This is a genomic window from Rhizobium laguerreae (assembly GCF_002008165.1).
Taxonomy (GTDB): Bacteria; Pseudomonadota; Alphaproteobacteria; order Rhizobiales; family Rhizobiaceae; genus Rhizobium; species Rhizobium laguerreae.
In genome coordinates this window covers 363,776-376,594 of sequence record NZ_MRDM01000011.1, presented here as the reverse complement: position 1 = coordinate 376,594, position 12,819 = coordinate 363,776, and the positions used below count along the sequence as shown (strand labels likewise).

Here is a 12,819-nt window from a genome sequence, read left to right as displayed (position 1 = left end):
CCTTTAAACCTTGTCCCGTTGATCTTACTTGGCAGCCACGATGTCCGTGATACGGACGACCGTGTGATGCTGACGATGGCCGCGCGAACGCTTCGAATTCTGACGGCGGCGCTTCTTGAAGGCGATGACCTTCTTGCCGCGGTTCTGTTCGACGACTTCTGCCTTGACAGAGGCGCCGGTAACGAAGGGCGCACCGATCGCAGCGTCGGCGCCTTCGCCGATCACGAGCACTTCGGTGAATTCAATGGAGTCGCCAGCGGTGGCTTCCAGCTTTTCGATGGTCAGCACGTCGTTGGCTGCCACACGGTACTGTTTACCGCCGGTCTTGATGACTGCGAACATTTTTTATCCTTTCATGTTCGTTCCAGCTCTCCTCGCCGATTGAGCAAGGTGGCCGTCTTTTTATCAGTCGAAGTTAAGCAGGGATTTCAGAGGTCTAATCCTCGAACTCTTCCTGCCGGTGAAGCCCCGCGCAAGCGCAGGACAAGCTAGGCGCGGATTTCTCCAAACCTATTGCGCAGCCGAGATAGCCGAGCGGCAAAAAAGTGTCAAGGCAAAAGGATGGAATGGCTCGACTTTTCGGCTTGCCAGCCTGTCATTTGCCCGTTATGAGAACGCCCGCGCCGAACAAGCGCCGACCAGACCGCGGAGAGGTGGCAGAGTGGTCGAATGCACCGCACTCGAAATGCGGCATACCTGCAAGGGTATCGTGGGTTCAAATCCCACCCTCTCCGCCATTCGGCCTTCGACCTTAAGGGTGTCCCCTCCTGCTATCTTTCGATTTTTCGGCGAAGCAGACGATCGAGATCGGCTGTCTCCTTGACCATCTGCGCTGACACGCCGCGCGGGCCCAAGCCTCGGTCGTCAGAGCACATGCTGCAGCCCGGCGCTTGAGGTGAGCGGTGCGCGACCGATTGCGGCCGGCGCCGAAACGGCTCTGCACCACGTCACGAAACTCATTGCAGATGCGCAGCATTTCCAGGACATAGGTGAGGAAAAACGCGATCGTCTTCACTGCGAAGGTGCTGGGCGTGATGCGGTCGAAGGCCCATGACCCCGACTGTCGCGGCTCTCATGGGCGGGTGATCCTATAGACCAGCAAATTATCCGAATCTGCAAGTTTGGTTGCGGTCCTGTCCAGATGGTCGATAACCCCATCATGATGCTCGATGAACAGCCGGTCCTCCTTGTCGGTGGCATTCTTGGCCACGCCGAACAGATCCGCGCCCTGCGCGCGCAGTTCCTCGAGCTGTGCGATCGCGGTGGTATCATCCGCGACGAATTTCGACCATTCGGCATCGCCTCCGCCAGGCGGGAACACCCAGCCGCGCGCCCTGCTGTAATAAACTGCGACGGGATCGCCGACCTCAGGGGCAATGGCGACGACGAGGTCGCCCGGTTGTGCCAACCGCGCCAGTTCCTCACCGAGCAGCTTGCCGTTCATGGCGATTGGCTTCTTCATCGTCCTGACGAGGGGCAAGGTCGACCAGGCAAGCGCGATGGCCACGATGAAGATCGAGCGAAGCACCACCGCCGGCGTCAGAACGGTTTTTGACCCAAGCCTTGCCAGAAGAAGCGCGCCGTGGCCGCAGAACATCGCGATCGGCACATGGAAGATATGGAAGTTCCACACATTGCTGGTGATCTCGCCTGCCGCCGCCAGATAGAGGATGATGGCCGCAGTCAGCCACACATAGGGAATGGCCGAAAGGCTGCGTTGCTTCGGGTGTTCGGCGCGGCTGAGCGGTATCCACAAGCCGACGGCCAGCAGCACCAGGAACGGATAGCCGTAGAACCACAAGACCGAGGTGTTCCACAAGGATTTGAAGTAGAATCTGTCCCTGACATAAGTCCAGAAGCCGTCATCCCAGATATAGCCGCCGGTGCCGGCGACATGAAACGGCGGATAGCTGCGGCCGAGATAAATCGCCCAGATGTAATAAGCGCCGATGATGGCCAGGCTCAAAAGCCCCGACAGGAAGACCCAGGTCGCCTGCTTTTGCTTCTTCTCCCGAATCCAGCAGACCATCAGATAGAAGATGGCGGTGCCGGCCGCGATGCCGGGTGGCTTTGACAGCACGCCGAGCGAGAAGCTGACCGTGGCGAGAGGCAAGAGCCAGCCGCTGCCGCCGGCCCAGTATTTGGCGAACAGCCAGACGCCAAGAGTGACCAAGGCCAGCATCGCGGGATCGGGAAGAAACGAGCTGTCGATCATGATCGCCGCCGGCATCAGCGCGTAGGCAAGTGCCGCCGCGTGGGCGTGCATCTCGCCCCAGCATAGTGCCGTCAGCCGATGCAGCGAAAACACCGTCACCAGACCGAAGAAGGCCGCAACCACGCGGCCGAACCAGTCCTGCCAGCCGAAGAGTTGGTAGAGCAAGGCCGTGAGATAACTGACGATCTGGAACTCGCGGCCCTGATAGCTTGGCCCGGGCCCGGTCCAGTTGACCTCCGGAAAGAAGATGTTCCAGCTGCGCTGCTGGAAATTGTCGGCCATCATTGCGGTGCTTATCTCGCGCCAGCTGAAGCCGTCGACCAGCGGCAAGGTGATCTTGTGGAACCTGAAGACGATCGCAATAAACAGGATCCCCAGCAAGATCGCGGTGTCGAGGCTCAGATAGTAGCGAGCAGCCATGTCCCGGCCGGTCGTCTGCTGCTGACATTGCAGATCTTCGACCCGGGTCAATTCCGGGTCGTCCGTCATTTGAAACCGTGTCCTCCCCGACCCCAGACGCGGCGCGATACGCGCCGTCATCGGATCGAGAGGAGGATGAGGCTGAGCGGGATCTCGCCGCCGGCGCGGTCGGCTGCGGAGCGGCTCGTAGGCTTCACCGAGCAGCGGCTTGGAAGGCTTGCGGGGCGGCTTTGTCATGACGGCAGTTCATCAGCAATGCCTTAAAAAGCCAATTAGCCCAGATTGATTACTGACTCCATCCCCCATGCGAACACCATAAGAACATCAGAGAGACGGCTCACCTTGATGGTCTCGGGCACACGGCCAGCGTCAATTGCCCAACGCCTTCTTCACCCAGGCTCCAACCTCATCGCCGCTGCTCATGTCGGGCTGCACCAGGCCGTCGATCATGAAGGTCGGCGAGACGTGGATGCCGTTCTGCCGGGCATATTTGCAGTGCCATTTGATTTCTCGGTCGAGATCCGGGATTGCGAAGGCCTCTTTCAGCTTGACACCGCTGTAGCCTTCCAGGCGCTCGATGATCTGGTTCGGCGTCACATCCATATTCGGGCCGCCGGCATGACGCTCGAATTCGAACTCCTCGCGATGGGCGGCGATGGCAGCCATTACCTGCTTTGCAGTTTCCTTGCCACCTTCCAGCGTCGAGGCTGCGATGATGCAGCGGACGAGGACGCCCGAATACATATGCCAAGGTTGCGACTGCAGGCGGATCTTCATGGTGATCTTGTCTTCGCCGGCCTGGCTCAGCAGATCATCGAGCTTTTTGAACGCTTTGACCGAATAGGGGCAAGTCGGCTCCAGAAAGGCTTCGAAGATGCGGGGTCCATTGCCCCAAGTCAGTGGATCGGCATGCCAGGCGGTGGTCGTCATGGAATTCCTCTCTGACGGTAAAGCATCCGCAGCGACTTAGGTCACCAGACTCCAGAAGCCATGCCTCTTGCCGTGTCGACGCTTAAGTTCTGCGACATAGATGTCATGGGATCTCGTGTTGCCGAAGTCATCGATATGCGGCGCAAGCGATGCGCAGTCCGCAAGATGCCTCGCCGCATGCTTATAGCGGCTGGACCGGCCGCTATCGAGCGTGAAATCGATCATGGAGCGCAAGACGATGGTTGCCGCGAGCGGATGTTTCTCCGCCAGAGCTTCGGCTGCCAGCGGCATCAGCTCATAGAGATTGCCATCCAGTTCCGCCTTCCGCCTCATCACGAGTTTTGCTGCCTCGGCAGGTGCCGGCCAATTCAGAAAAAATACAAGTGCCTGGTGGACGTCCGGGAAAGCCTGGGCATGGGCGAATGCCTTCACCTCCGCCTCCAGATCGTCGAAGTCCGGCAGTCGCTTGAGGAAGGCGCGGAGATGCTGGTCGTGCAGCGACTGCTCGAAGCACGTCCATCTATAGGTCTGCGCCTCCTCTGCGCGCCCCAGGGCCTCCAGCGTCTCGACGCGCGCGAGCTGCCATTCGAACGGCATGTCGACCCGGTCTTTCGTCTCGACCTCATTCAGCATCTCAAGCGCTTCCTTCGCCCGGCCGGCCGAGATCAGGCGAGTGGCGATATCGGCCGCAATCAACGGCGCCTTGCGTGTGTTCTCGGGTTGCTGGGCGATGTAGGCATCGACATCGCCCTGGGCGTCGGCAATTTCCTGCAAGGCTATGCGCACCGTCAGATCCCGCTGAGTGCCGTAGATCTCATCTTCGTAAAGGGGACCAGCGCTGCCCCAGCCGATGATCTCGCGCTTGTCATTAGCCGGCTTGTCGCTCGACTCCTTGGACCAGTGGACGAAGAGGGTTTTCAAGCAATCGAGACCATCCTTGCCGAGAGCTGGCGCCATCGCCGCAATGAGGTTGTCGTACTGGCCGTAACCATCGTCCTGGACGGCTTTGAACACCTTGTCGGCCAGGACATTGGAGTCGATCTTGGCGGACGCGGCGATTGCGGCAGCATCCTCGCAGGCCTGATGAAAACTTTGGATGACAGAACTGCTGCTGTCGCTGGATCTTTCAAAGATCGGATTCGCCAATGCGAGGAACTGCCATATCAGTTCGAACGCCTCCTGGGGATCATCGGCGGCAACCGTCTCTGTGATCGTCTTGCGCTGGGTTTCGAGATCGCTCTTCAGCGCTTTCACTTTGCGCCAGTTGATGACGGTGCGGGCACGGGCAATGCTGGCAAGCCGCTTTCGCACCTCACGCGCCACTTCGGCACTGCCGTGATTGCCGGCAAGCTCCATTCGAAGCCGCCGCTTGTGGGCGGCGCTGCCCATGCTGATCTCGATCAGCAGCTCGGCAAGGCGCTGTGCACCAAGGGATTCGAGATTTTTCGCATTGAGTGTTGTCTTGGCTGCCATCGGTCATCGCTGTCGTTTCTGCGGTGACCCTACCCTGGAGCCAGTACGGGGCCAAGGTCCGAGAATGTGCACGCGGGATAATCCTTCGGCACGTCGCTATTAGCTAAAAACTAACGCTGCCTCGTAACGACTCCTAAAGCCGGTTTTGGCACCTTGTTGCCTGTCGAATATTGCTTCCAAATTTCTCGCTGGGGTTGATTATGAGTCATAATAAAGACGCCTGGGTCAGCCAGCGCGCTTATTCACTATGGGAATCGGAAGGCAGGCCGGATGGGCGTGGGGAAAGCCATTGGGCGCAGGCGCTGAGGGAGTTCGAGCAGCTGGAGCGGACGAAGGCCTCGCCCGATGGAAACGATCTCATCGAGAAGCTGAAGGCAGCCGGGCGGCTGATGCGGATCTATGACGAGGCGGCTCCTGCCTTGGAGAACGACCGGCAGATCAAGGCGGCTCGCTAGGCCGTATCTATCGATCCCTGGGTTGCCGAAATATTCAGCGGCATTCCAGGCGCACGATCGGCCTTGCCGGCAGGCGTCTTGCCACTTCGGCGAAACCCGCATCCAGAAACATCGAGAGGCGCAGCGACAATTCCGGCCGTCGGCGCAATCGTCGAAGACCGCTTCTATGTCGGCCAGGCGGTCGGCGGTTGCGGGGAAGGAAGAGAAGCGATCCTGCATCCGGGCAAATTATGGCGCGGGCAGGTGATCGGCAAGCGGCCGCCCCATGCCGGCCGATCAGGCGAGGTGCCCTCCAGCCTGAAATCCGCGTTCTTTAGTCGCCGTCATCGCCCGGATATCGTTGCCGATCCTCATCCGCGGGCGATCGTTCTGGCGCTACTGGCGTGCGGCCCAGCTGAGGCCACGCCGCAGGATGAGCGGCATATAGGGATGGTCGAATTCGGCTGCGACATGGCCGAGGGCGGAATAGAAGATGCGGCCGGCGCCGAAATGGCGCTTGAAGACAACGGGCATCACCACATTGCGGGCCGCCGGATCGTAGGCGCCGGTGAAGGTGGTGGTTGCAAGGATTTCGACAGTCGGATCGTAGTGGAGATAATATTGCTCCGAACGATAGTCGAAATCGGGAATGCCTTCCATGACGGGATCGTCCTGGCGGGTAACGGCGACGCGGAAGTCGATGATGTTGCCGGGATGGGCGACCCAGGTGACGCCGGAGACATAGCGGAAAGGCGCGCTTTCCTTGAAGGACGTGGCGAGCGCGCCGTGATGGCCGGCAAGCCCGAGCCCGCCGCGCACGGCTTCGACGAGGCCAGCGGCATGCTCCTTCTCAAGCTTTTCGCCGGTAATGATCGGCACCAGCAGATCGGCTTTCGCCAATGTCGGAGATCCGAACACGCCGAGATCGCCGGTCACCTCGACGGCAAAATCGTCCTCGCGCAGAAGATCGGCGACAATATGAGCGCATTGCTCCGGTTCGTGGCCTTGCCAGCCGCCCCAAACGACCAATGCCTTCCTCATTTGCGCTCTCCCTGCCTGATGGCTGCAGACCGTTGATCATCACATGATGGTGCAAGCGCCTTAGATCGAGCCGCTATGCAAATCACGCGAATAATATGTGTTTCTTCCTGATCCGACACAATTGCGCAGGTGGCCGATTGCACCCGGTCGAGCGTGGCTTCGGCATTTGACGTATTGTCCGTTGCCGCCGATCGCAGTTCCTTCTTTTTATTGACGTGTATCTCGTCTAGGTTTCTTCCATCTCTCAATGAATAAGGGTGGTACATGGCAGGTGAAACGGTTCTTGTCGTCGGCGGCGCCGGCTATATCGGCTCGCATACGTGCCTCGACCTGGCGAACAAGGGCTATCGGCCTGTCGTCTTCGATAATTTTTCGAACGGCCATCGCGAGTTCGTCAGATGGGGGCCGGCCGAGGAAGGCGATATTCGCGATCGAGCCCGGCTGGATGAGGTACTGGCCAAGCACAAGCCGGCGGCGATCCTGCATTTTGCGGCGCTGATCGAGGTCGGCGAATCGGTCAGGGATCCGGTTTCCTTCTACGAGAACAATGTGATCGGCACGTTGACGCTGCTCTCAGCGGCACAGGCGGCCGGCATCAACGCCTTCGTCTTCTCCTCCACCTGCGCCACATACGGCCTGCCGCAGAGCGTGCCGCTCGACGAAACGCACCGGCAGGTGCCGATCAATCCTTACGGGCGGACGAAATATATCGTCGAACAGGCGCTTGCCGATTACGACCAGTACAGGAGCTTGCGCTCGGTGGTGCTGCGTTATTTCAATGCGGCCGGCGCCGATTTCGAGGGCCGCATCGGCGAATGGCATCAGCCGGAAACGCATGCGATACCCCTTGCGATCGACGCGGCACTCGGCCGCCGTCAGGGTTTCAAGGTGTTCGGCAGCGATTACGAGACCCGCGACGGCACCTGTGTGCGCGACTATATCCATGTGCTCGATCTTGCCGATGCGCATGTGCGCGCCGTCGAATATCTGCTGAAGGGCGGCGATTCCGTCGCGCTCAACCTTGGCACCGGCACCGGTACGACGGTCAAGGAATTGCTCGGCGCCATCGAGGACGTGTCGAACCGGCCTTTCCCGGTCGAATATATCGGCCGCCGCGAAGGCGATTCGCATACGCTGGTCGCCAATAACGACAAGGCGCGCGACGTGCTCGGCTGGGTGCCGCAGTATGATCTGTCCGAGATCATCCGCTCCGCCTGGGACTGGCATGCAAAATCCAACCAGCATTGAGAAGACGCGCCGGCCGAACATCCTGCTGATCACGGCGGACCAATGGCGCGGCGATTGCCTGTCGGCCATCGGCCATGCCAGCGTAAAGACGCCCGCTGTCGATGCGCTGGCGCGCGAAGGCACGCTCTTCCGGCGGCACTATGCCGGGGCGGCACCCTGCTCACCAGCGCGGGCCACGCTCTATACCGGTCTCTATCAGATGAACCACCGCGTCTGCCGCAACGGTTCGCCGCTCGATGCTCGCTTCGACAATCTGGCGCTGGCCGCCCGGCGGGCAGGATACGACCCGACGCTGTTCGGCTACACGGATACGGCGCCCGATCCGCGCGGCATGGATGCCAGGGACCCGCATCTGACGACCTACGAAGGCGTGCTGCCGGGTTTTACCGCCCGCCAGCTTCTGCCCGAGCATGAGAAACAATGGCTCTCCTGGCTCAGGTCCCGTGGCCACGCGGATGCCGTCAGCCGCGATATCCATATTCCGGTCGGTGCCAGAGCCGGAGACATCTCCGATGCGGCGCCGGCTTATTCGCGCGACGAGACCCAGACGGCTTTCCTGGCCGGCGAATTCATCCGCTGGATGGGCGAACAGGACAGGCCGTGGTTTGCGCATGTCTCTTTCCTGCGGCCGCATCCGCCATTCTCCGTGCCGGAGCCGTTCAACCGCATGTTCAAGCCGGACGAAGGACCGGTTTTTGCCCGTGCGGCAAACTTCGAAGCCGAACAGGACAGTCATCCCTACCTCGCCTATGCCATGCCGCGCTCCGACAGGGGCGACTTCATCCGCGGCGCAACGGGGCCGCTCAGCGGCTGGAACGCCGAGGATTTCGCCGCGATCCGGGCGATCTATTACGGCATGATATCAGAGGTCGATGCGCAGCTCGACCGCATCTGGCAGGCGCTCAAGGATGCGGGCGCCTGGGACGACACGCTTATTGTCTTCACCTCTGATCACGCCGAGATGGCGGGCGATCACTGGACGCTCGGCAAGGGCGGCTTCTTCGACGGCGGCTATCATATACCGCTTGTCATACGCGATCCCGCAAGCAGTGCTGCGGGTGGGGTCGTCGACAAATTCACCAGCGCTGCCGATATTTTTCCGACACTTTGCCAAAGGCTCGGCATCGACGCGAAGAACGGGCTCGATGGCCGGTCGCTCATGCCGTTTGTCAGGGGTGGGAGCGGACAGGGCTGGCGGGATGCGGCATTCTGGGAATTCGATTTCCGCGACATTGCGCATGGCGAGGCCGAGCGTCATTTCCGGCTGCGGTCCAACGAATGCAATCTCGCGGTGATCCGCGACGCACGGTTCAAATATGTGCATTTTACCGCTTTGCCGCCGCTGCTCTTCAATCTTGCCGACGATCCGATGGAACTCGACAATGTCGCGGCGGATCCGGCCTATGCGGCGATACGGCTCGATTATGCCGAGAAGCTGCTGTCGCTCAGAGCATGCCATCTCGATCAGACGCTCGCCTATACCGAGCTGACGGAAAGGGGGCCGGTAACGCACCGGCCCTGATATTACAGCGCCGCGCGTCTTTTTCAGACCCGCAAAGGGCGCTGTAACGCTTTGAATCGCTGCATAATTTTATCCTTAAATCGGTTTCGATTTAAGGAATTATGCAGTGGTCTAGCCGAGATAATCGCGTTTGCCGATCGGCGCACCCTGGCTACGCAGGATGGCGTGGGCCGTCGCGACGTGGAAATAGAAGTTCGGCAGGGCGAAGGTGGCGATATATTCGTCACCCGGTAGCACGATACCACTCTTTCCCGGCAGGGTGATCTGGCGGGTTTCTGTGCCTTCCAGTGCTTCCACCGAGAAACCGGCGAGATAGGCTTCAGTCTTTGCCAGGCGCTCACGAAGGTCTTCGAACGTCGTTTCGTTATCCTCGAACTTCGGGGCTTCGGTCGCCGTCAGGCGGGCGAGCGCAAATTTGGCGGTGTCGCTGGCGCGCTGATACTGGCCGGAGAGCGGCAGCATGTCGGGCGCCAGGCGAGCGGCGACCAATATGGCAGGATCGATATTCTTTTCCTTCGCATAGGCTTCGGCCTTGTCGAGGTAGGTTTTCAGGCTGGCGAGGCCGCGCTGAAACATCGGAACGGTGAGGCGATACATCGAAATGGACATCTGTCCTGTCTCCAAAATCTTCAAATGATTGGGTCGCGGCGAGAGGTCGAAGGCGTCTGCGGCCGTGAGCCCGTCTTCGACCCTCCCATAGATGGATGTTCGTTTCGTCTTTCACAACAGAGGGAATGCGGGCGTCGGTCGTGAAGCCCGCATGGCATTGCGCTCTCATCCATATCTCGTCGCCGCTAAAGATACTTGACGCCGTTCGCAGAAAATGGAATGAATATTCCGCAGAACAGATTGAACGGTTTGTTTGTTCCGTTTTGCGGAGCGCCGCGGGAGAGGCGGCGCAGGGAATTGCGGCTTCAGAGCAAATGCCTGGAGCTCCGGCGTGAGGAGGGTGCAGCCGGGCACCGCTTTGTGGAGGAAGTGAAAATGAAAAAGTTTATCTTGGGCACTGCGATGGCGCTCGTCCTGTCGACGGCCGCTCACGCAGAAACGGTCGGCGTCTCGATGGCGAAATTCGACGACAATTTCCTGACCGTTCTGCGCAATGGCATGACCGATTATGCAAAGACACTGAGCGGTGTGACGCTGCAGATCGAAGACGCGCAGAACGACGTTTCTAAGCAGCAGAGCCAGATCCAAAATTTCATCGCCTCCAAGGTCGATGCAATCATCGTCAACCCTGTCGATACCGATGCGACCACGGCGATGTCGAAGCTCGCGGCCGATGCCGGCATTCCGCTGGTTTACGTCAACCGTCAGCCGGTCAACGTCGACACGCTGCCGGACAAGCAGGCCTTCGTCGCTTCCAACGAGCTGGAATCCGGCACGCTGGAAACCAAGGAAATCTGCCGCATTCTCGGCGGCAAGGGCAAAGCTGTCGTCATCATGGGCGAGCTTTCCAACCAGGCTGCGCGCATGCGGACCCAGGACGTCCATGACGTCATCAAGACCGATGAGTGCAAAGGCATCGAGATCGTCGAAGAGCAGACGGCCAACTGGGATCGTACCCAGGGCGCCGACCTGATGACCAACTGGCTCTCCAGCGGCATCGAGTTTGATGCCGTGATCTCCAACAACGACGAAATGGCGATCGGCGCCATTCAGGCGCTGAAGGCGGCCGGCAAGGATATGAGCAAGGTCGTCGTCGGCGGTGTCGACGCCACGCAGGACGCGCTTGCCGCCATGCAGGCGGGCGATCTCGACGTCACGGTGTTCCAGGATGCCGCCGGCCAGGGCAAGGGCTCTCTCGATGCAGCGCTCAAGCTCGCCAAGGGCGAAAAGATCGAAAAGAAGGTCTACATTCCCTTCCAGCTCGTGACGCCCGCCAACGTCAAGGACTTCGTCGCCAAGAACTGAGGCGAATGCCAAGCAGGATGCGGCCTTTGCCCGCATCCTTTTCGCCTACCTGTATCCGGAGGAGATGATATGGCCGTCAGCCCGACAACCATGGCCGCCGTGCGTGCAAGCGGCGCCGTCCCGAATGCGGAATATCTCTTGAGCGCCGAGGGTGTCCGCAAGGAATTTCCTGGTGTCGTCGCACTCGACGACGTGCAGTTCCGGCTGAAGCGCGCTTCCGTGCATGCGTTGATGGGCGAAAACGGCGCCGGCAAATCGACCTTGATGAAGATCCTCGCCGGCATCTACACGCCCGACAAGGGCGATATTCGCCTGAAGGGGATCGAGATCCGGCTGAAATCTCCGCTCGACGCGCTGGAGAACGGCATTGCCATGATCCACCAGGAACTGAACCTGATGCCGTTCATGACGGTCGCGGAAAATATCTGGATCCGCCGCGAACCGAAGAACCGCCTCGGCTTTATCGATCATGGCCTCATGCATCGCATGACCGAGGAGCTGTTTGCCCGGCTCAATATATCAATCGATCCCGATATCGAAGTCCGGTTCCTGTCGGTCGCCAACCGGCAGATGGTCGAGATCGCCAAGGCGGTTTCCTATAATTCCGACGTGCTGATCATGGACGAGCCGACTTCGGCGCTGACGGAGCGCGAGGTCGAGCATCTTTTCAGTATTATCCGCGACCTCAGGGCCCAAGGCATCGGCATCGTCTACATCACCCACAAGATGAACGAGCTTTTCGAGATCGCCGACGAGTTCTCCGTCTTCCGCGACGGCCGATATATCGGTACGCATGCCTCGACCGACGTCACCCGCGACGACATCATCCGCATGATGGTCGGGCGCGAGATCACCCAGATGTTTCCCAAGGAAGAGGTGCCGATCGGCGAAGTCGTGCTCTCCGTCAAGGATCTTTGTCTCAAGGGCGTTTTCAACAACGTCTCTTTCGAGGTCAGAGCCGGCGAAATCCTCGGCGTGGCCGGCCTCGTCGGCTCCGGCCGGTCTAATGTTGCCGAAACGCTGTTTGGCGTGACGCCGGCAAGCTCCGGCTCGGTCGAGCTCTACGGCAAGCCGGTGACCATTTCTTCGCCGACCGAGGCCATCCGCAATCGGATGGCGTTCCTGACCGAAGACCGGAAAGATACCGGCTGTCTGCTGATCCTCGATATTCTCGAGAACATGCAGATTGCCGTTCTGCAGGACAGATACGTCAAGGGCGGCTTCGTGCAGCAAGGCGCGATCGAGACAACCTGCGAAGACATGGCAAAAAAGCTGCGCGTGAAAACGCCCAATCTTTACGAGCGGGTGGAAAATCTTTCGGGCGGCAATCAGCAGAAGGTGCTGATCGGGCGCTGGCTGCTCACGGATCCGCGCATCCTCATCCTCGACGAGCCGACGCGCGGCATCGATGTCGGCGCCAAGGCGGAAATCCACCGGCTGGTCACGGAGATGGCGCGAAATGGCGTGGCGGTGGTGATGATCTCGTCCGAGATGCCCGAGGTTCTCGGCATGAGCGACCGCATCATGGTCATGCACGAGGGACGTGTGACCGGTTTCCTCAATCGCGACGAAGCAACGCAGATAAAGGTGATGGAACTGGCTGCGCAGTGATGCGCCGCCGG

Annotated in this window: 11 protein-coding genes, 1 tRNA gene and 1 pseudogene; 6 read left to right on the top strand and 7 right to left on the bottom strand. The window is 60.0% G+C overall.

Features of this window, described 5'->3' with window-relative positions:
- Positions 1-24 precede the first annotated feature (24 nt).
- Positions 25-342, bottom strand: coding sequence for a 50S ribosomal protein L21 (rplU, locus tag BS630_RS14320; protein WP_003543907.1), 318 nt, complete (start codon positions 340-342; stop codon positions 25-27).
- 305 nt (positions 343-647) lie between these two features.
- On the opposite strand from rplU, the gene BS630_RS14315 reads away from it, so the two are divergent.
- Positions 648-737 (top strand) — tRNA-Ser (locus tag BS630_RS14315).
- A 335-nt stretch (positions 738-1,072) separates the two neighbouring features.
- On the opposite strand, the gene BS630_RS14305 is transcribed toward BS630_RS14315, so the two are convergent.
- From BS630_RS14305 to BS630_RS14295, 3 genes are all read right to left on the bottom strand, one after another.
- A complete protein-coding gene (locus BS630_RS14305; protein WP_077978084.1) occupies positions 1,073-2,704 on the bottom strand; it encodes an ArnT family glycosyltransferase in 1,632 nt (543 codons plus the stop codon).
- 300 nt (positions 2,705-3,004) lie between these two features.
- Entirely contained in the window at positions 3,005-3,565 is a 561-nt protein-coding gene (locus tag BS630_RS14300) for a DsbA family protein (RefSeq protein ID WP_077977981.1), read from the bottom strand.
- A gap of 36 nt (positions 3,566-3,601) precedes the next feature.
- Positions 3,602-5,038, bottom strand: a complete 1,437-nt coding sequence (locus BS630_RS14295; protein ID WP_077977980.1) for a DUF6880 family protein — start codon at positions 5,036-5,038, stop codon at positions 3,602-3,604.
- Positions 5,039-5,238: 200 nt separating this feature from the next.
- Here BS630_RS14295 and BS630_RS14290 point away from each other — a divergent pair, with 200 nt between their 5' ends.
- Positions 5,239-5,493 (top strand): DUF2934 domain-containing protein, encoded by a 255-nt coding sequence (locus tag BS630_RS14290; protein ID WP_077977978.1) that lies wholly within the window; start codon positions 5,239-5,241, stop codon positions 5,491-5,493.
- 117 nt (positions 5,494-5,610) lie between these two features.
- On the opposite strand, the pseudogene BS630_RS36490 reads toward BS630_RS14290, so the two are convergent.
- Both BS630_RS36490 and BS630_RS14285 read right to left on the bottom strand, forming a co-directional pair.
- Positions 5,611-5,712, bottom strand: a pseudogene (locus BS630_RS36490) (GNAT family N-acetyltransferase); the annotation flags it as partial.
- Positions 5,713-5,868: 156 nt separating this feature from the next.
- Positions 5,869-6,513, bottom strand: coding sequence for a ThuA domain-containing protein (locus tag BS630_RS14285; RefSeq protein ID WP_077977976.1), 645 nt, complete (start codon positions 6,511-6,513; stop codon positions 5,869-5,871).
- A 264-nt stretch (positions 6,514-6,777) separates the two neighbouring features.
- On the opposite strand from BS630_RS14285, the gene galE reads away from it, so the two are divergent.
- Positions 6,778-7,761 carry a UDP-glucose 4-epimerase GalE gene (galE, locus tag BS630_RS14280; RefSeq protein WP_077977975.1) on the top strand — a complete coding sequence of 328 codons (984 nt, stop codon included), beginning with the start codon at positions 6,778-6,780 and terminating at the stop codon, positions 7,759-7,761.
- Positions 7,739-9,283 carry an alkaline phosphatase family protein gene (locus BS630_RS14275; protein WP_077977973.1) on the top strand — a complete coding sequence of 515 codons (1,545 nt, stop codon included), beginning with the start codon at positions 7,739-7,741 and terminating at the stop codon, positions 9,281-9,283. The genes galE and BS630_RS14275 overlap by 23 nt, the downstream gene beginning before the upstream one ends.
- Positions 9,284-9,394: 111 nt before the next feature.
- On the opposite strand, the gene BS630_RS14270 is transcribed toward BS630_RS14275, so the two are convergent.
- A complete protein-coding gene (locus BS630_RS14270; RefSeq protein ID WP_077977971.1) occupies positions 9,395-9,892 on the bottom strand; it encodes a DUF1993 domain-containing protein in 498 nt (165 codons plus the stop codon).
- 375 nt (positions 9,893-10,267) lie between these two features.
- Between BS630_RS14270 and BS630_RS14265 the strand changes: the two genes are divergently transcribed.
- Positions 10,268-11,197 (top strand): sugar ABC transporter substrate-binding protein, encoded by a 930-nt coding sequence (locus BS630_RS14265; RefSeq protein ID WP_077977970.1) that lies wholly within the window; start codon positions 10,268-10,270, stop codon positions 11,195-11,197.
- A gap of 69 nt (positions 11,198-11,266) precedes the next feature.
- Positions 11,267-12,808 carry a sugar ABC transporter ATP-binding protein gene (locus BS630_RS14260; protein WP_025396439.1) on the top strand — a complete coding sequence of 514 codons (1,542 nt, stop codon included), beginning with the start codon at positions 11,267-11,269 and terminating at the stop codon, positions 12,806-12,808.
- Positions 12,809-12,819 lie beyond the last annotated feature (11 nt).